General features: G+C 68.9%; 17 protein-coding genes. 8 read left to right on the plus strand and 9 right to left on the minus strand.

Annotated elements, in window-relative coordinates; translation table 11 throughout:
* Positions 1 to 32 precede the first annotated feature (32 nt).
* Complete coding sequence (locus AB0M14_RS16705) at positions 33 to 1,070, plus strand: LLM class F420-dependent oxidoreductase (RefSeq protein WP_364995121.1); 1,038 nt, start codon at positions 33 to 35, stop codon at positions 1,068 to 1,070.
* Positions 1,071 to 1,129: 59 nt separating this feature from the next.
* Here AB0M14_RS16705 and AB0M14_RS16710 read toward each other — a convergent pair whose 3' ends face one another.
* Entirely contained in the window at positions 1,130 to 1,465 is a 336-nt protein-coding gene (locus tag AB0M14_RS16710) for an STAS domain-containing protein (protein ID WP_364995845.1), read from the minus strand.
* Positions 1,466 to 1,635: 170 nt separating this feature from the next.
* Between AB0M14_RS16710 and AB0M14_RS16715 the strand changes: the two genes are divergently transcribed.
* On the plus strand, positions 1,636 to 2,100 hold the full coding sequence (locus AB0M14_RS16715) for an SRPBCC family protein (RefSeq protein ID WP_364995124.1): 465 nt from the start codon (positions 1,636 to 1,638) through the stop codon (positions 2,098 to 2,100).
* Between the two features lie 4 nt (positions 2,101 to 2,104).
* Here the strand turns inward: AB0M14_RS16715 and AB0M14_RS16720 are convergent, their stop codons facing one another.
* From AB0M14_RS16720 to mftR, 6 genes are all read right to left on the minus strand, one after another.
* On the minus strand, positions 2,105 to 4,390 hold the full coding sequence (locus AB0M14_RS16720; RefSeq protein ID WP_364995127.1) for a SpoIIE family protein phosphatase: 2,286 nt from the start codon (positions 4,388 to 4,390) through the stop codon (positions 2,105 to 2,107).
* The gene (locus AB0M14_RS16725) at positions 4,387 to 5,022 is read right to left on the minus strand and encodes a SpoIIE family protein phosphatase (protein ID WP_364995130.1); all 636 of its coding nucleotides are present in this window, start codon (positions 5,020 to 5,022) and stop codon (positions 4,387 to 4,389) included. The genes AB0M14_RS16720 and AB0M14_RS16725 overlap by 4 nt, the downstream gene beginning before the upstream one ends.
* Positions 5,015 to 5,428, minus strand: coding sequence for an ATP-binding protein (locus AB0M14_RS16730; RefSeq protein WP_307869903.1), 414 nt, complete (start codon positions 5,426 to 5,428; stop codon positions 5,015 to 5,017). Before AB0M14_RS16730 ends, AB0M14_RS16725 begins: the two co-directional genes overlap by 8 nt.
* Positions 5,418 to 5,807, minus strand: coding sequence for an STAS domain-containing protein (locus tag AB0M14_RS16735; RefSeq protein WP_194813806.1), 390 nt, complete (start codon positions 5,805 to 5,807; stop codon positions 5,418 to 5,420). Before AB0M14_RS16735 ends, AB0M14_RS16730 begins: the two co-directional genes overlap by 11 nt.
* Before the next feature lie 12 nt (positions 5,808 to 5,819).
* Complete coding sequence (locus tag AB0M14_RS16740) at positions 5,820 to 6,728, minus strand: STAS domain-containing protein (protein ID WP_364995133.1); 909 nt, start codon at positions 6,726 to 6,728, stop codon at positions 5,820 to 5,822.
* Positions 6,729 to 6,802: 74 nt separating this feature from the next.
* Positions 6,803 to 7,432 (minus strand): mycofactocin system transcriptional regulator, encoded by a 630-nt coding sequence (mftR, locus tag AB0M14_RS16745; RefSeq protein WP_364995135.1) that lies wholly within the window; start codon positions 7,430 to 7,432, stop codon positions 6,803 to 6,805.
* A gap of 64 nt (positions 7,433 to 7,496) precedes the next feature.
* Here mftR and mftE point away from each other — a divergent pair, with 64 nt between their 5' ends.
* Positions 7,497 to 8,216: a mycofactocin biosynthesis peptidyl-dipeptidase MftE gene (mftE, locus tag AB0M14_RS16750; protein ID WP_364995138.1), complete on the plus strand. Its 720-nt coding sequence runs from the start codon at positions 7,497 to 7,499 to the stop codon at positions 8,214 to 8,216.
* Complete coding sequence (gene mftD, locus AB0M14_RS16755) at positions 8,213 to 9,424, plus strand: pre-mycofactocin synthase MftD (RefSeq protein ID WP_364995140.1); 1,212 nt, start codon at positions 8,213 to 8,215, stop codon at positions 9,422 to 9,424. Before mftE ends, mftD begins: the two co-directional genes overlap by 4 nt.
* Here mftD and AB0M14_RS16760 read toward each other — a convergent pair.
* Complete coding sequence (locus AB0M14_RS16760; protein WP_364995143.1) at positions 9,421 to 9,891, minus strand: MarR family transcriptional regulator; 471 nt, start codon at positions 9,889 to 9,891, stop codon at positions 9,421 to 9,423. The genes mftD and AB0M14_RS16760 overlap by 4 nt on opposite strands.
* 185 nt (positions 9,892 to 10,076) lie before the next feature.
* On the opposite strand from AB0M14_RS16760, the gene AB0M14_RS16765 reads away from it, so the two are divergent.
* The 4 genes from AB0M14_RS16765 to AB0M14_RS16780 all read left to right on the plus strand — a co-directional run bounded on the left by AB0M14_RS16765 (position 10,077) and on the right by AB0M14_RS16780 (position 13,179).
* Positions 10,077 to 11,753 (plus strand): fumarate hydratase, encoded by a 1,677-nt coding sequence (locus tag AB0M14_RS16765; RefSeq protein ID WP_364995146.1) that lies wholly within the window; start codon positions 10,077 to 10,079, stop codon positions 11,751 to 11,753.
* A 129-nt stretch (positions 11,754 to 11,882) separates the two neighbouring features.
* Positions 11,883 to 12,269, plus strand: coding sequence for a hypothetical protein (locus AB0M14_RS16770; protein ID WP_364995148.1), 387 nt, complete (start codon positions 11,883 to 11,885; stop codon positions 12,267 to 12,269).
* A 79-nt stretch (positions 12,270 to 12,348) separates the two neighbouring features.
* Entirely contained in the window at positions 12,349 to 12,525 is a 177-nt protein-coding gene (locus tag AB0M14_RS16775) for a hypothetical protein (protein WP_364995151.1), read from the plus strand.
* Between the two features lie 84 nt (positions 12,526 to 12,609).
* Positions 12,610 to 13,179: a M15 family metallopeptidase gene (locus AB0M14_RS16780; RefSeq protein ID WP_364995153.1), complete on the plus strand. Its 570-nt coding sequence runs from the start codon at positions 12,610 to 12,612 to the stop codon at positions 13,177 to 13,179.
* Positions 13,180 to 13,252: 73 nt separating this feature from the next.
* On the opposite strand, the gene AB0M14_RS16785 is transcribed toward AB0M14_RS16780, so the two are convergent.
* Positions 13,253 to 17,467, minus strand: a complete 4,215-nt coding sequence (locus AB0M14_RS16785) for a TIGR02680 family protein (RefSeq protein ID WP_364995156.1) — start codon at positions 17,465 to 17,467, stop codon at positions 13,253 to 13,255.

Consider the following 17,467-nt stretch of genomic DNA (forward strand, 5'->3'; position numbering starts at 1 on the left):
GCAACCCGCGAGCGGCGGTTAGGTTGAGAACCATGCGGATCGGATTGGGCATCAACTATTCGGGCGGCTTCAAGGAAGCGGCCGCCGAAGTGGCCGACCTGGAGAAGGCCGGACTCGACATCGTCTTCGTGCCGGAGGCTTACTCGTTCGACGCGGTCAGCGCCCTGGGCTACCTGGCCGCCAAGACCGAGCGCCTGGAGCTGGCCTCGGGCATCCTGCAGATCTACACCCGCACCCCGAGCCTGACCGCGATGACCGCGGCCGGTCTGGACTTCGTCTCGGAAGGCCGGTTCACTTTGGGGCTCGGCGCGTCCGGCCCGCAGGTGATCGAGGGCTTCCATGGCGTGCCCTACGACGCCCCGATCGGGCGCACGCGGGAGCTGGTGGAGATCTGCCGCAAGGTGTGGCGCCGGGAGAAGCTGGAATACCAGGGCAAGTACTACCAGGTCCCGCTGCCCGCGGAGCGGGGCACCGGCCTCGGCAAGCCGCTGAAGCTGATCAACCACCCGGTGCGCGAACGCATTCCGGTCCTGCTGGCCGCGCTCGGCCCGAAGAACGTGCAGCTGGCCGCGGAGATTGCCGAGGGCTGGCAGCCGATCTTCTTCCTGCCGGAGAAGGCCAAGCAGGTCTGGGGCGAATCGCTGGACGCCGGTCTGGCCAAGCGTGATCCGGCGCTGGGCGAGCTCGAGGTGTACGCGGGCCCGGCGCTGGCGATCGGCGAGAACGTCACGCCGCTACTGGAATTCGTCAAGCCGCACCTGGCGCTCTACATCGGCGGCATGGGCGCCAAGGGCAAGAACTTCTACCACACCCTGGCCACCAACTACGGCTACGGCGCCGAGGCGGACAAGATCCAGGAGCTGTACTTGGCGGGCAAGAAGGAAGAAGCCGCCAAGGCCGTGCCGGACGACCTGGTGCGCGATGTCTCGCTGGTCGGCCCCGCCGGCTACGTCAAGGAACGCGTCGCGGCGTTCAAGGAAGCCGGCGTGACCGTGCTGAATGTGGTGCCGATGGCGGCCACTCCGGCCGACCGCGTCAAGCTGATCGAACAGCTGCGCGAACTGGTCTGAAAGACAGCGATGGCCGGGATCCCTCGACGATCCCGGCAATCGGCGTTTCTACGGTTCGGTCAGGACTGCACGGCGGCCAGCGCGGCTTCGAGCGTCGAGTACAGCGCGAAAACCTGGTCCAGGCTGGTCATTTTGAGCTGACGGCTGGTGGCGGGCCCGTCGGCCACGACGGCGATGGTGGTGGCGTCGCCGGCCCGCTGATGCGCGGCGACCAGCGCGGCCATGCCCGCGGAAGCCAGGAAGCTGACGCCGGTCAGATCGATGATCAGGGCCGGGGCCTTGTCAGCGAGCACGCCCTCGATCGCGGTCTCCAGCGCGGGGGCGGTGGCCAGATCGACCTCGCCGGCCACCGTCAGGACGGTGGCCCCGCCGTGCACCGTGACCGCCGTGGTCATCGTGTCCGAAAGTGGATGCGCGTCTCCGGAAGTGTTGGTCACGGTCACCAACCCTACCGGCTGGCCTGCGACCGTGGTGCCGGTCCACACACCGAGCGGTGGCTGTTTGCCCGCGGTGGGCCCGGGTATGCGGCGGTAGACCCGAGTAGGACGACGAAAGAGGTTCGATCATGAGCAGTTTGGCAGCCACCGTCGACGTCGAGGTACCGGTCCGCACCGCTTACAACCAGTGGACCCAGTTCGAGACCTTCCCGCAGTTCATGGCGGGGGTGGAGCAGGTGCGGCAACTCGATGACCGGCACACGCACTGGAAGATCCAGGTCGGTCCGTCGACGCGCGAATTCGACGCCACCATCACCGAACAGCATCCGGACGAGCGGGTGGCGTGGCGCTCCGACAGCGGCCCGAATCACGCCGGTGTCATCACTTTTCACCGGCTCGACGACACCCACACCCGGGTGACCGCCCAGATGGAGGTCGACCCCGAGGGATTCGTGGAGAACGCCGCCGACAAGCTCGGCGTGCTGAAGCACCGGGTGAACGGCGATATGCAGCGGTTCAAGGAGTTCATCGAGGCCCAGCACCACGAGACCGGCGCTTGGCGCGGTGACATTCCGCGCCCGGACGCCCGATAGCCGGTCAGATCTGGCGGTTGGTCCCCCGAAGCGGGTTCGCCACCGGCGATTTGATCGCGGGAAGGGTGACCGACATGCGGACCCGGGTCCCCGGCTCGGTGTGGTCGATCTCGAGTTCCTCGGTCAGTGCGCGCATCATGTCGATGCCGCGGCCGCGGTTGCCGGGGTCGGCCGATCGCGGTTTCCAGACGCCGGTGTCGCTGACCAGGATCGTCACCCGCTCGGTATCGCACTCGGCGGACAGGGTGACCTGGTTGGCGGCGGCGCCGTTGCTCAGGTAGGCGTGTTCGATGCTGTTGCTACAGGCCTCGTTCGCCGCCGCGACCAGATCCGAGGCCAGGTCGTGCGGGACGGCGGCCGCGGCCAGCCAGGCTTTGAGCTTGCGGCGCAGCGCGGCCAGCTGGTCCGGGTGCGCGGGCACGTCCAGATGCAGCGACGCGGGCGGCTGGCGGTAGACCACCATGGCGACGTCGTCGTCGTAACCCGCCGCCGGGCGCAGCCGGGAGAGCACCGCGTCGGCCACTTCGCGCGGCAGTTTGCCCGGGGTGTCGGCCAGCACCGCGGAGATCTTGGCGAAACTCTCGTCGATGTCGACGCCGCGATGTTCGACCAGGCCGTCGGTGAACAGCACCAGCGTGGAGCCGGGCGTGAGCGCGGTGGTGGCCTCCGGGCGCCGCGGCGTATCGAAGGTGGCCAGCGGGACCGCCCGGCCGCCTTCCAGCAGCCGGCCCGGCGCGCCGACATCGGCCAGGATCGGCGGCATATGCCCGGCGCTCGAGTAGCGCACCAGCCCGCGTTCGGGATCCAGCACGGCCGCGCAGACGGTGGTGCACATGGCGCCCGGGATCCGCGCCGCGACCGCGTCGAGTTCGGTGAGCAGCTGGGCCGGACCCGCGCCGCGCAGCAGCAGCGCCCGTGCGGCCGTACGCAATTGGCCCATCACCACGGCGGCGGACAGACCACGGCCGACGCAGTCGCCGACCACCACGCCGATGGTCCCGTCGTTGAGCGGCACCACGTCGTACCAGTCGCCGCCGATCTCCAGCGGCGGCAGCGCGGGCTCGTAGTGCACCGAGAACCGCGGCGGCAGTTCGATCGGGCCGAGCATGGCCCGCTGCAAGGTCAGCGAGGTGGAACGGGCCTGATCGAAGTTGCGGGCGCGCTGCACGGCCAGGCTCAGATGCCCGATCAGCAGCGAGAACAACGTCCAGTCGGCGGCGGTGATGGCGCGCGGCGCGGCGAAGCGCAGCCACAGCGCGGCGTCGCCGACCTCGCCGAGCGGGGCCACGATGCCCTCGGAACTCTCGGCGTCCTTCCCGCCCCCCTGCCCTTCGGGCCCACCCTCCGGGATCGCGAACAGGCTGCGCGGCGGGCGGCGGCGGGCCCGCTCCAATAGTGAGGTGGCTCGCTCGTCCAGCGTCGGCGCCTCGATGTTCTGCGAATTGCGTTCCACCGCACCGGAAACGTAGACCTCCGGGCGGGCGTTGCGGTTCGGCCACACCGACACCACGGCCGATTCCGCGCCGACGGTGCGGCGCAATTCGTCCAGGCCCACCGCGAGCACCTCGACCACGCTGGTGGCCGCGCCGACCGCGGTCGCCAGCCGGGACGCGGCCTGGTCGCGGGCCTGTGCGTCGTGCTCGGCGGTGACATCGCGGATGGTGCCGACGAAGATCTGCTCGTTGTTCTCCGGCTTGATCAGCGAGGACGTGCTGACCGCGAGCCAGACGTCGCGGCCGTCGCGATGCCGGACCGGAATGACGAACCGCTGCGCCACCGTGCCCAGGTCCGGATAGCGCGGGCCGGTGGGCAGCGACCACGGGTGCGGCAGCGGATAGGGGAGCCCGGCGGCGCCGTAGCCGGTCAGCGCGCCGAAGGCGGTGTTGACCTCGATGATGGTGCCGCGGGAATCGGCGACGAAGAAACCGTCCTGCAGCGATTCCACCAGCGCGGTGCGGAAGGCGTCCCGGCCCGCGAGATCGTCCGCGCGCGAACGCTGTTGCTCGTAGCGGCGCAGGCCGCCGAGGTAGCCGCGGGTGGCGATATCCAGGGCGGCCAGGGTTTGCAGCAGGAATTCCAGCGCCGGCTCCGCGATCGGGCGCTCGGGGTCGTCGTTGGCGGCGACGAATCGGAAATGGTGTTCGGTCAGATCGAGCAGGCTGATGTCCTCGACCAGGGCCCGGCGGCCCAGTTCGTAGCCTTCGGCGAGACTGGCGTGCGTCGGCGAATCCAGGTGGCGCCGTAGCGCGTTCGCGTAGGCGTCCAGAAACGCCGCCAGCACATCACTCATGGTGTTCCGTTCAAGGTCCCGCCGCGATGGCGGGCGGCCAGCACCAGCGCGTCGTCCGTGTCCTTGGAATGGCGGCTGAGCACTTCCGCCGCGATCTCGGCGGTGGACTTGGAAAGATCTATGCCGTCGAAGGATTCGGCGACGATGCCGTCGGTGGACATGAGCAGCAGATCACCGGCGCGCACCTGCACGGTCTGCGGTTGCAGATGTTGCGGCAGCCGGTAGCCGACGATGCCGCCGGTCATCAGCACCGTCGCGCGCACCGTGAGCCCGGCCGGGCCGACCGTCAGCACCCGGGACTCCACATTGCCGACCCCGAGCCAATTGATGGACTCGGCGCAGTCGAACAACGCCAAGGAGACCGCGGCGCCGCGGGTATCGGCCATCGCCCGGTGGCACAGCAGCATCAGCACGTCGAGCGGTTCGGCGCGGTTCTCGGAAAGTATCTGCGCGGCACGGTCGGCGGCGTCGGCGGCGGGCGCGCCGTGGCCCAAGCCGTCGAGCACACCGAAAAGCACGGAACCGCCACCGGTTTCGAGCACGACGCAGCGGTCACCGGACACTCGCTGCCCGGGCAGTGCCCGTCCGGCCACCGCCCATTCGATCCGACCGACGAAGCCGTCCTCATGCACCGGCGGGCACCCACTTCCACATTTCGATCAGGGTGCCCCGACCGGGGGCAGAGTCGATGATGAGCCGGTCCATCAGCCGGCGCGCGCCGGGCAGGCCCAGCCCCAGACCGCGGCCGGTGGAGTAGCCGTCGTCGAGCGCGCGGGCGATATCGCGGATGCCCGGGCCCTGGTCCTCGGCTTGCACCACCAGCGCCTGCCGGCCGTCGCGTTCGTCGACGAGCAGGCGGACTTCGCCGCTGCCCGCGTAACTGGTGATATTCCGGGCGATTTCGGAGATCGCCGTGGAGATCATGGTGCGGTCGGTGAGGGAGAAGCCGAGCCTTTCGGCGAGCTCCCGTCCGGCCTGTCGCGCGATCACGATGTCACCGGACACCTTCACCGCGATCACCATGTTCTCAGCGGCCACTGTCACGACCGTCTCGCTGGTGCCGTTTCGAGGCCTTGCGGTCCAGCCACGCAAGCCCTTCTTCCAGGTCCAGGGCGGTGTGCATGTCCTCGAAGGTGAGGCCCAATTGCACCATGGCGAACGCGACTTCGGGTTGCAGCCCGACGATCACCGTTTCGGCGCCGCGCAACTGCGTCATGTGCGCGATGGTACGCAGCGATCTGGCCGCGAACGAATCCATCACGTCGATCGCGGTGACATCGACGATGATGCCGTGCGCGCGATACTTGGAGACCTGTTTCATCAGGTCGTCCTGCAGGCGCTCGGTATCGGCGTCGGTCAAGGCGGATTGAACCGACGCGATCAGATACGTGCCCTGCTTGAGTATGGGTACCGGCATCAGCCCGCCCGACTACCGTCCGTCGCGTTCGGTCAGGAGTCGATCCGTCACGCGAGTGACTTCGTAGCCCAGCAGCCGTTCGGCCTCTTCGATACCGCCCTGGAGGTCGCCGACGGCGTTCATCTTGGACAGGTCCAGGCCGATGGTCACCAGGGTGAGCGCGATCTCCGAGGACAGGCCGGTGATGATGACGTTCGCGCCCATCAGGCCGGAGGCGTCGACGGTCTGCACCAGGTGGTTGGCCACCGTGGAATCGATCTGCGGCACACCGGTGATGTCGATGACGACCACCTTGGCGCGGTTGGAGCGAATCGCGCGCAGCAGCTGCTCGGTGAGCTGGCGGGCGCGCTGGCTGTCCAGCACGCCGATGATGGGGAGGATCAGCAGCTGCTCGCGGACCTGCAGGACCGGGGTGGACAGCTCGCGGATCGCCTCCTGCTGCTGGCGGATGACGCGCTCGCGCTCCTGCACGAACGAGATGGCCACGGTGCTCGCGATGCGGTTGGCGGCCGGTTCGTAGGCGTCGAGCACCTGGTTCAGCAGCTCGAAGTTGGTCTGGTACTTCTCGAACAGCGAGCGCGCCAAGACATCTCGGAGCAAGAGCACGATGCCGAGGACCTCGTCGGTTTCGACGCCTCGGGGAATGATGCGCTCGGACAGGTCGCGGGCGTAGGCCTGCAGCGCCTCGACGCTACCGGTCTCGAGCACCTCGACGTAGTTGTCGAAGATGGAGGTCGCCTCGGAGAAGATTTCCTCCGGGGTCATCGCCGTGAGCAGCTGGGCGTCGGTGATGCGCCGGGCCCATTCCTCACGGAGCGCGGTGCGGTTCTGGCGCAAGTGCTCGACCAGCTGCGGCAGCAGATTGTCGACCGGGCCGACAGGCAACGAGTCCGCCGAAAGGCTCATGGACACCTCGGACATGGAATTTCCAGCCCCTTTCGACGGGTGGGTCAGTACGTTCGAACGGTCGGCCTGCGAGCCGATACCGAGCCTAGTCATACCCCAGCCGTACTGTTATCGAAACCTGAGGGTAGCTCGGAGAAGCCCCGTTGCAGTGCCGAGAGGGCCTGATCGAGGTAAACCGTGAGGTCGGCGTCGGCGCGGGCGACCCAGGCGTCGAACGCGGCGCGGGCGGTCGCCAGGGTGCTGCGGCCGACGGCCAGTGGAATCAGAGCGTCTTCGGCGGCGCCGAGGCGCCGGGCGGCGAAGGCGCTGACCGCGCGTTCCCAGGCGTCGTAATGGGCGCCGGCGGTGGCCGCGAGGGCGGGCACGGTGGCGATCAGATGCATGCGGGTGCGCAGTTCGGGGATGTCCTCGGCGCGATAGGTATTGGCGCTGACCACCACCCGGCGCACCGCGGTCATCATCGGCACGTCGTCCGGGATGGTGGCGAAAGCGGCTTCCAGGGCTGCGATCTCGTCGTCGAACTGGGACCAGAGCACCTCGGCCTTGGTGGGGAAGTAGCGGAAGAAGGTGCGCCCGCTGATGCCCGCGGCGGCGGCGATCTGCTCGACGGTGGTGTTGTCGAAACCGTGCGCGCTGAACAGTCGCATGGCGATCAGCTCGAGTTCGCGTTTGGTGGTGCCCCGGGGGCGGCCGCGGGTGGTGGTGCCCTGCCCTGTCACGAAAGTCATTATGTCAGCGATTGCCGTATTGATTATGTCAGCGAGTGACGTTAATCTCGGCCTCGTGGTAGAACACGTTTCAGATCTGGCCTGGCCCGAGGTGGGCGCGCGGGCGGAGAAGGGCGTGATCCTGGCGGTTCCGGTGGGGTCCACCGAGCAGCACGGACCGCATCTGCCGCTGTCGACCGATACCGATATCGCGGTGGAGATGTGCCGACGGCTGGCCGCGCGCCGGCCGGATGTGCTTGTGGCGCCGGCCATTCCGTACGGCTCCAGCGGGGAGCACGCCGGTTTCCCCGGGACGCTGTCGATCGGGCAGGCCGCGCTGGAACTGCTGATCGTGGAGCTGTGCCGTTCGGCCACCGACACTTTCGACCGCATCGTGCTGGTCAACGGGCACGGCGGCAACGCCGAACCGCTCCAGCGGGCGGTGCGGTTGCTCCGCGAGGAATCCCGCGACGTGCGCCTCTGGGTGACGCGCTACCACGGCGACCTGCATGCGGGCCGCTCCGAAACCGGCATGCAGCTCGCGCTGGATCCGCTCCGGGTGCGCCCGGAGCTCGCCGAACCCGGTGACCAGCGCCCGATTTCGGAGATCTTTCCGCTGCTCGCCGCCGGCGGCGTGCGCGCGGTGAGCCCGAACGGCGTGCTCGGTGACCCCACCCCCGCCACCCCGGAGGAGGGCGCCCGCCTCCTCGCCGAACTCGCAAGACATCTGGAAAACGACAGCCGGTCCTGGTGGCCGGTCGAGCAGCAATCAGACACAGATAGGGCCGGACAATGAATCCCTGGTTCGAAACCGTCGCCGAGGCGCAGCGCCGCGCGAAGAAGCGCCTGCCGAAATCGGTGTACGGCGCGCTCATCGCGGGCTCCGAACGCGGTCAGACCATCGACGAGAACCAAAAGGCCTTCACCGAACTGGGTTTCGCGCCACACTGCGCGGGCCCGATCGGGGAACGCGATCAGTCCACCACTGTCATGGGTCAGCAGCTGTCCATGCCGGTGCTGATCTCGCCGACCGGCGTGCAGGCCGTGCATCCCGACGGCGAGGTCGCCGTGGCGCGCGCGGCCGCCAATCGCGGAATCGCCATGGGGCTCAGCTCGTTCGCCTCCAAGCCGATCGAAGAGGTGATCGCGGCCAATCCGGCCACCTTCTTCCAGCTGTACTGGTGCGGCAGCAAGGACGAGATGGCCGAGCGGATGGGCCGGGCCAAGGCGGCCGGCGCGGTCGGGCTGATCCTCACCCTGGACTGGTCCTTCTCGCACGGCCGGGACTGGGGCAGCCCGGTCATTCCGGAGAAGCTGGACCTGAAGGCGATGATGCAGTTCGCGCCGCAGACCCTGGCCAAGCCGCGCTGGCTGGCGACCTACCTGCGGTCCGGGCACATCCCGGATCTCACCGCCCCCAACATGGCGGTCGGCGGCAAGGCCGCGCCCGGCTTCTTCGGCGCGTACGGCGAATGGATGGGCACGCCCGCGCCGGACTGGGACGACGTGCGCTGGATCGTCGAGCAGTGGGACGGCCCGGTCATGCTCAAGGGCATCATGCGAGTCGATGACGCGCACCGTGCGGTCGACGCGGGCGTGGCCGCGATCTCGGTGTCCAATCACGGCGGCAACAACCTCGACGGCACGCCTGCCGTGATCCGCGCGCTGCCGGTGATCGCCGACGCGGTCGGCGCCCAGGTGGACGTGGTGATGGACGGCGGCGTGCGCCGCGGCAGCGACGTGGTCAAGGCCGTGGCGCTGGGCGCCCGCGCGGTCATGCTCGGCCGCGCGTACCTGTGGGGCCTGGCCGCCAACGGGCAGGCGGGCGTGGAGAACGTGCTCGACATCATGCGCGGCGGCGTCGACTCGGCGCTGCTGGGGCTGCGCAAAACCAGTGTGGCGGAACTGGATCGGAGCGACCTGGTGATTCCGGACGGTTTCGAACGGGCGCTGGGCGTGCCGGCCCGGCCGCAGGCGGTGCCGGACCAGGCGGCCGCGGGCTAGAGCTCCTCCGTCGCGCGCCGATGGTGCGCGAGCAACGTGTCGTAGATGTCGGCGAGCGCCGCCAGCTGATCGCGGTCCAGCGCGTCGATCATGTGGCGGCGCACGCTGCGCGCGTGCGCCGGGGCGGCGCTGCCGAGCAGGTCCGCTCCGTGCGGGGTGAGCCGGGCGGCGGTGCGGCGGGCGTCATCCGGGATCGGCTCCCGCAGGACCAGGCCGCGCTTCTCCATCCGGGTGATCTGGTGTGAGAGCCGGCTCTGCGACCACTCCAGCCGTTCGGCCAGATCGGCGAAGGTGAGCCGGTGGTCCGGCGATTTGGACAGGCTGGCCAGCACCGAGTATTCGACGTAGGTGAGGTTCGACTCGCGCGCGGAGTCGCGCCCGACGGCGGCGGCGATGAGGTCACGAGTGCGCACGAAGCCCACCCAGGCTCGCATCTCGACCTCATCGAGCCATACCGGTTCCGTCATGGGACCCTCCAAACGACAGCGTCAACCCTGAGAGTTAGCACCACAGGGTTGAACGTGCAACCTTTTGTGCCTGCTACCAGGCTCTTAGGATTGCCTAACCCAGGTGGGCGCCGGTCCGGTGGATAGGCTCGCTGTGCTTGTGACCAGTGTGCAGGCACCCAGCCCCATGTGAAGGAGAGCGCTCCGTGACCGCGCCGGAATTCCGCTATTCAGATCTGCTGCCGATCGGCACGGACGACACCCCCTACCGGTTGATCACAACCGAGGGTGTCAGCACCTTCGAGGTCGACGGCCGCACCTTCCTGAAGGTGGAGCCCGAGGCGTTGCGCCTGCTGACCGCCGAGGCGATGCACGACATCAGCCACTACCTGCGCCCGGCGCACCTCGCGCAGCTGCGCAAGATCATCGACGACCCGGAGTCCTCCGGCAACGATCGATTCGTCGCGCTGGATCTGCTGAAGAACGTCAACATCTCCGCGGGCGGCATTCTGCCGATGTGCCAGGACACCGGCACCGCGATCGTGATGGGCAAGAAGTCCGAGGGCGTGCTCACCGGCGTCGACGACGCGGAAATGATCAGCCGCGGCGTGTTCGACGCCTACACCAAGCTGAATCTGCGCTATTCGCAGCTCGCCCCGATCACCATGTGGGACGAGAAGAACACCGGCACCAATCTGCCCGCGCAGATCGAGTTGTATTCCGCTCCTGGCGATCCGGCGAACCCGTCCTACAAGTTCCTGTTCATGGCGAAGGGCGGCGGTTCGGCGAACAAGTCCTTCCTATACCAGGAGACCAAGGCGGTGCTGAATCCGCAGCGCATGCTGGAATTCCTGGACGAGAAGATTCGTTCGCTCGGCACCGCGGCCTGCCCGCCGTATCACCTGGCCGTGGTGATCGGCGGTACCAGCGCCGAATTCGCTTTGAAGACCGCGAAATACGCCTCCGCGCACTATCTGGACAATCTGCCCACCGAGGGTTCGATGGCGGCGCACGCGTTCCGCGATCTGGAGCTGGAAGAAGAAGTCTTCAAGCTCACCCAGGAGTTCGGTATCGGCGCGCAGTTCGGCGGTAAATACTTCTGCCACGACGTGCGCGTGGTGCGCTTGCCGCGGCACGGCGCGAGCTGCCCGGTGGCGATCGCGGTGTCGTGTTCGGCGGACCGCCAGGCGCTGGCCAAGATCACTGCCGAGGGCGTGTTCCTGGAGCAGCTCGAGCGCGAGCCGGCGCAGTATCTGCCGGAGCAGACCGACGCCATTCTCGGCGGCGACGTGGTGCGGATCGACCTGAACCGGCCGATGGACGAGATTCGCGCCGAACTCTCGAAATACCCGGTGAAGACCCGGCTTTCGCTGACCGGTCCGCTGGTGGTGGCGCGCGACATCGCGCACGCCAAGATCAAGGAACGGCTCGACGCGGGCGAGCCGATGCCGCAGTACATGCGCGATATGGCGGTGTACTACGCCGGTCCGGCCAAGACCCCCGAGGGTTATGCGTCGGGCTCGTTCGGGCCCACGACGGCCGGGCGCATGGACTCCTATGTCGATCAATTCCAGGCCGCCGGCGGGTCGCACGTCATGCTCGCCAAGGGCAATCGTTCCGCGCAGGTGACCAAGGCGTGCAACGAGCACGGCGGGTTCTACCTCGGATCCATCGGCGGGCCCGCGGCCCGGCTCGCGCTGGACTGCATCAAGTCGGTCGAAGTGCTCGAATATCAAGAGCTCGGTATGGAAGCCGTCTGGAAGATCGAGGTCGAAGATTTTCCCGCGTTCATCGTTGTCGACGATAAAGGCAACGACTTCTTCGCCGAAACGCAGAAGCCGATTGCGTTGCGCGTGCGTACGCGCTCCAAAGAACGCGTCTGAAAATAGGCATTCGCCAATTGCTTCCGCGATAGGACACGGCATTGTCACCCGGTTCGCCGGGGTGACAATGCCGTTCCGGCGCGCACCCTGGAGGGGGTAAGTCGCCGTGTCCGCAAGTCGAGGAGGGCAATGAGTACGTCGTTTCGTATCTCGGATTCGGCCAGCCGACGGCTGGTCTCCCGTGCCGTACGCGAGGGAACGAGCTCGACCGCACTGCTCAACCGCCTGATCCGCGAGGGCGTCGACCAACTGGAACATCCGGGCATCGTCTTCCGCGGCCCCCTGCACGACCGGCGGGCCGCCCTGGCCGCCGGACCCGAGGTCTGGGAAGTCGTCGCCCGCCTCATGGAACTCGATGGTCCAGTGGAGCAGCGGATCGTGGCGCTGGCCCGCCAGTCCGATCTCCAGGACCGCAAGATCCGCACCGCGGTGGCCTACGCCCGCGAGCACGGCACCGAGATCGGCGAGCGCATCGGGCGGCATCGCCAAGCGTCCGACTTGGTGCGCCACAAGTAGTTCCGCTCGCTGTTTGCCTCGAAAAAGATTGGGCACCACCAGATATGCAAGGGCGCTCGCTCTTGGATGGAGGAGGATCATGCCGATCGAGCAAACGGCCCGGATCATCCGGATGCTGGAAGTACTGATTACGGCTCTGGCCGCGCTCGGCTTGATCGTGGCCTGGATCGTTGATACGCCCCCTGTGTTGCTGGTGATTTTCGCCGCGGTCATCGCCTACGGGAGCTGGACGTTCACGCATCCGATCGAGACCTGACCTCGGGCAACAACATCGTTGTGCGCGCCGGGACGGGCGCGCGGTTCCCGGGAACGGCGTGCCGCGGCGGCTAGGATCGCCGACATGATCGCAAAGCTAGCGCTGTCCGCGATGGCTCTACCGGCGCTTTTCGTCTTGACCGCGCCCGGTGCGCACGCGGACCAACGCACAGCGGCGGCCGCCGCCGGGACCGAAGGACTGAACCCCGCGTTGGCGGCGGCATACACCGAGGCCGAGGCGTCGGCCCGGGCCGAAGGTGTGACCTTGTACATCAACTCCGGCTACCGCTCCTATGCCGAACAGCAGGCGATGTGGGAGGACGGGGTCGCCACTTATGGCAGCCCGGACGAGGCGCGCCGGTGGGTGTTGCCGCCCGAGGAGTCGACCCACGTCTCCGGCCAGGCGATCGATGTGGGTCCGCAGCCCGGCGCGCAGTGGTTGGAGCGCAACGGCAACCGGTGGGGCCTGTGCCGGATTTACGCGAACGAATGGTGGCATTTCGAGCTGGCGACCGTGCCCGGCGGCCAGTGCCCGGCATTGCGCGCCGACGCGAGCGAACAACCGCATGCGCCCGCGCCGCCGCAAGCCGTCCCGCCGCTGCTGACCGGCAGCGCGGGTCCGCTGAAAGCCTGGCGCTGGGGGCCCGGCCAGTAGTTTCGCCGCTTCTCGTGGTTGTTCGACGCCTCGCACCCCTGTCGGTCGGCAGGGGTGCGATCGCGTTCGAAGGTCAGTTGGCGGGTTCCAGTTCGCCCGGCATGTCGTCGAGGGTCAGGCCGCCTTCGATGCCGTTGGGGACGCGGCGGCGGTTGGGGGAGCCGAGGGCGGTGGTGAGGTCGGTGCCGTCGTGTTCGGCGAGCAGGTCGCCGCTGTCCCACACCAGGAGGGTGGCGCTGACGGAGTTCTCGGCGGTGGAGTGGGCCAGGTCGTAGTGGGCGCAGCCGGGGACGTGGGGGTAGGTGATCCAGAGGTCGTAGCCGGTCATGAACAGGTCCAGGTCGAATTGGACGCTGAGGCCGAGGAGTTCGCTGCGGCCGTTGTCGTCGACGCCGGCGAAGGCTTCGTCGAGGGCGAGCAGGCGGGGGGCTTGCGGGTCGGCGGAGTCGAGCATGACGTGAGCGGCGGCGAAGAGCGGCAGGTGCAGGGAGACCGACTGCTCGCCGCCGGAGAGGGCGCTGTGCCGGGCGACGGTGAGCTTGTCCTCGGTGCCGTCGCCGGAGATCAGGGTGAAGGAGAAGACCCGCCAGGTGCGGTAATCCAAGGTGGCGGCGAGGATTTCGGGATAGGAGCGTTCCGGGTGCGCGGCGCGGGCGGCGCGGATCTCGGAGGCGAAATGTGAGCGGATCGCGGCCAGGTCCTCGGGGGAGAGCACGGAGGCATCGCGGTCCAGCAGTTTGCACATGGCGCGGGCGGCGTCGGACAGCGCGTCGGCCAGCACCCAGTGCACGCCGATCGTGTTGCCCGAGGACATGCGACGCTGCTTCATCTCCGCGCCCATGCGGGCGATGAGATCGCGGGCGTCGGAGGTGCGTTCGTAGATCTGCTGGGCCAGGCCGGTGAGCAACGCGTCCTCCAGGATGCGGCGCTCGGCGTCGGTGAGCAGCAGTTCCTGGTCGTGGCGGGCCCGATCGATGCGGCCCGCGAAATCGGCGAGCGCCGACATGCCCTGTTCGTCGGCGACCTGCACCACGGTGAGCCCGTCGGCGGCGTCCCATTGCAGGCGGTAGTCGCGGCCGCAGCCCGCCAGGGCCGCGTCGAACTCCTGCAAGGCGGCGGTGACGGCGCTGCGCGTGGTCTTGCGGGCGGCCTCACCGGCCTTCACCGAAGCCGTTGCGGCGGAGAGGTTTCCGAACAGTTCGGCCACCTCGTCCGGCAGTACCTGTGGTTCGACCTCGGGTCCGGCCTGGGTGATCCGGTAGAGCAACTGCTCGGCGGTGGACCAGGCGGCGTCGCTGCTCGGCCAGCGGCTGTCGTCCGGCGCGCCGAGCAGCCGGAGCAAGTCCGGACGGGCATAGGGCGCAAGAGTTTTCACGTCGGTGAGCACTTCGGTGAGGGCGGTGCCGAGGGATTCGAAGGCGGTCCGATAGGCGGCCTCGGCATCGCCGATCGCCTCGATCGCGGAGTTCGCGGCCTTGCGGGCGGCCTTCTGCTCCGCGCGCGCGGCCTCGATCTTCTCCCGGGCCAGTTCCAGGTCCCGGTCGATATCGGCCGCGCCCGCGCCCAGCGCTTCGCGCAGGGTTTCCAGTTTGCGGGATTGCTCCTGGTAACCGGCTTCCGCGGCTTCGGCCTCCTCGGCGAAAGCTTCGGCCAGGTCCTGTGCTTCGGCGAGGCGGTCGGCGCCTTCGCGTTCGCGTTCCCGCTCGCGGTCGTGGTCGGTGCGCAGGCGCAGCAGTCCGGTGCCGGTGTTCTCGAAGTGCCGGATGGCGGCGGCGAGCGCGTCGATATCGCGCGGATCGCGGGGCGTGTTGTGTTCGGCGGCGATGGCCCGCAACTTCTTGTCGACAGTCGCGACGGCGGCAACCGCTTGGTCGAGGTCGCTCTCGGCCTGGGTGACGGCTTCGGAACGCGAGCGCATCATGCCCGCGGCTTCCGAGACCGCACGCAGGGCGGCGGTGACGGCGGAAGGGCGCGGCAGCGCTTTCGCGGCGGCGGCGATCCGCGCGAGTTCTGCTGTGGCGGCGGCTTCTTCGGCGGTCGCCTGGTCCTGGGCGGTCGCGGCGGCGGCCAAGGCGGCGGCCAGTTCGGTGAGGCGGATCTCGCGCCGGCGTGCCCGGGCGGTCGCGCCGATGAACTCGGCGTCGGCCTTGCGGTGGCGGCCGAGCTGCACGCCTTGGCGGAAGCCGCCGGAGGTGCTGACCGCGACTTCGTCGTCGCCGAAGCTCGCGGTGCTTCCTTCATGCAGTGCGATCGAAGCGAGGACCGCGGAGACGGTCTGCCGCGGCACCGTCAGGTGCCCGGAATCCTCTTCCACCACAAGCACATCGGCGAGCGTGCGGCCGGACGGGCGGTGCGGGGACGGGACCAGGAACTGTTCGGAGGTGTAATCGGCGGGCAGGTCGGATTCCGCGCAGACCCAGGCGTCGAGCAGGCCCGCGGCGTGCAGCGCGGCTTCGATGCCACCGGCCGCTTCCGGCGTCACGTCGTCGGCGAACCGCACCAGCTGCCAGAGCGGACCGCCCGGCCGGTCGCCGCGCGCATCGGTGCGCGTGGCCGAAGGCGTTGGGGCATCGTCACTCTGGGCGGCGACACGGTCCCGCTCGGCGGTCAGTTCGGTGATCCGGTCCGCGGTCGCGGCGGCCTGCGATTTGGCTTCCTGCCTGCGGTTGCGAATCTCGTCGAGCAGCGGCTCGGCGCGCTCCGACAGCACCTCCGCGATCCCGGCGGCCTCGTCGGACCCGGCGTTGGCCAGAGCCGTGTCGAGCGCGTCGAACAAGCCTTTCTCGATGGGGGAGTAGACCTCTCGGTGCTGGTCCCACCAGCCCCGCAGCGCCGCCGAAGCTTCGGTGCGAGCCAGCGCGACCGCCGCCTCCGCCGCCGCGACCTCGGCGGCCGCCGAATCCTTCGCCGCCACGGCCCGTTCGGACTGACGCTGCGCCCGGGTTCGCTCGGCGGCCGCGGCATCCATGAGCCCCAGCGTCTTCCGGACCGCGCGCACGTCGGCGTCGCGTTCCTCGGCGCGCGCCCGCACGGCGGCGGTGAGGTTGTCGGCGCGCGAATCCTCCGACGGCGCGGTCCAGTCGATGCCCGCTTCCTCGGCGGCGGAACGCAATTCGTCCTCACCGCGAGCCAGGGTCGCGGCGGCGGTGCGGACCGCGGCGGTCGAGCGCTCGGCCTCCTGCACGCGCTGGTCGAGGGTCTGGCGCGCCTTGAGCGCCTTGTCCCGATGCACACTCGCCGAGGTCTCCAGGCGACGCACCGCGTCGGCGAGATCGTCGAGCTGCTGCTTGCCCTCGTAGGCGCTGGAGCGCTGCAAGGTTTCCCGGTCGGTCAGCGCTTGCTCGTAGGTGCGATCCGCGTCGTCGGCGCGCGCCTCGGCAGCGGTGCGCTCGGCTTCGCGGCGCTCGCGCAGCGCGGTCGCGGCGAACAGCGCGGTGCTCGCGTGCGTCACCGCGTCGAGCCGGGTGCGGACCTGGTCGACATCCGTCTTCGCCTGCACCGCAAGGTATTTCCGATAGACGCCGACGAACGCGCGGGTGGCGGTGTCGGCGTGCACCAGCCCTTCGAGGTTGCGCCCCACCTCCTCCATATCGCTGAAGGAGCGGGCCGCGTCCAGGATCATCTGCTCGTCCAGCGGGCGCAGACCGTCGGTGAGCGCCTGCGAAAGCCCGCGCGGGTCCAGGTTTTTCGCCAGCTGCGGGCGGCGCAGCGTGAGGATCAGGTTGATCAGCTGGTCGTAGCGCTGGGTGCCGAGGCCGAACATGCGCGCGTCGATCGCGGCCCGATATTCCACCGGGCGGTCCACGATGCAGTCGGTGCCGATCTGCTCAGCCAGCTGCTTGCGGGTGAACGGGCGGTCGTCCGGGCCGATCAGCGAAAAGTCCACGCCCACCCGGCCGTCGGCGACGAAGTACCAGCGCGTCACCTTGTCCGCGGAGCGGGTGGCGCGCATGCCGATGCCGATCGTGACCACCTCCGGGTCGTCCCAGCTGCCGCGCGCGAACTCCATCCAGATGTAGGAATACGCCGACTCCTGCTTGCGATACAGCAGATTCGACTTCATGGTGCGCTCTTCACCGGCGAACGGGTTCAGCCGGCGCGGTTCGATGCGCCCGTCCAGGACGAACGGGAACAGCACCTCCAGCGCCTTGGTCTTGCCGGAACCGTTCGGCCCGCGCAGCACCAGCCTGCCGTCGGCGAAGCAGAACTCCTGATCGCGGTAGTCCCACAGGTTGACGATCCCGGCGCGGGTCGGGATGAAGCGCACTCCGCCGTGGATAACCGACAT

This window comes from Nocardia sp. NPDC051832 (assembly GCF_040681285.1).
Classification (GTDB): Bacteria; Actinomycetota; Actinomycetes; order Mycobacteriales; family Mycobacteriaceae; genus Nocardia.

What these genes read in the sequence shown, in the direction of transcription:
- AB0M14_RS16705 (WP_364995121.1), top strand. Translation starts at nt 33, where the DNA reads ATGCGGATCGGATTGGGCATCAACTATTCGGGCGGCTTCAAGGAAGCG.
- AB0M14_RS16740 (WP_364995133.1), bottom strand. Translation starts at nt 6,728, where the DNA reads ATGTCCGAGGTGTCCATGAGCCTTTCGGCGGACTCGTTGCCTGTCGGC.
- AB0M14_RS16760 (WP_364995143.1), bottom strand. Translation starts at nt 9,891, where the DNA reads ATGACGGAACCGGTATGGCTCGATGAGGTCGAGATGCGAGCCTGGGTG.
- AB0M14_RS16710 (WP_364995845.1), bottom strand. Translation starts at nt 1,465, where the DNA reads ATGACCACGGCGGTCACGGTGCACGGCGGGGCCACCGTCCTGACGGTG.
- AB0M14_RS16780 (WP_364995153.1), top strand. Translation starts at nt 12,610, where the DNA reads ATGATCGCAAAGCTAGCGCTGTCCGCGATGGCTCTACCGGCGCTTTTC.
- AB0M14_RS16775 (WP_364995151.1), top strand. Translation starts at nt 12,349, where the DNA reads ATGCCGATCGAGCAAACGGCCCGGATCATCCGGATGCTGGAAGTACTG.
- AB0M14_RS16720 (WP_364995127.1), bottom strand. Translation starts at nt 4,390, where the DNA reads ATGAGTGATGTGCTGGCGGCGTTTCTGGACGCCTACGCGAACGCGCTA.
- AB0M14_RS16770 (WP_364995148.1), top strand. Translation starts at nt 11,883, where the DNA reads ATGAGTACGTCGTTTCGTATCTCGGATTCGGCCAGCCGACGGCTGGTC.
- AB0M14_RS16715 (WP_364995124.1), top strand. Translation starts at nt 1,636, where the DNA reads ATGAGCAGTTTGGCAGCCACCGTCGACGTCGAGGTACCGGTCCGCACC.
- AB0M14_RS16735 (WP_194813806.1), bottom strand. Translation starts at nt 5,807, where the DNA reads ATGCCGGTACCCATACTCAAGCAGGGCACGTATCTGATCGCGTCGGTT.
- AB0M14_RS16785 (WP_364995156.1), bottom strand. Translation starts at nt 17,467, where the DNA reads ATGTCGGTTATCCACGGCGGAGTGCGCTTCATCCCGACCCGCGCCGGG.
- mftD (WP_364995140.1), top strand. Translation starts at nt 8,213, where the DNA reads ATGAATCCCTGGTTCGAAACCGTCGCCGAGGCGCAGCGCCGCGCGAAG.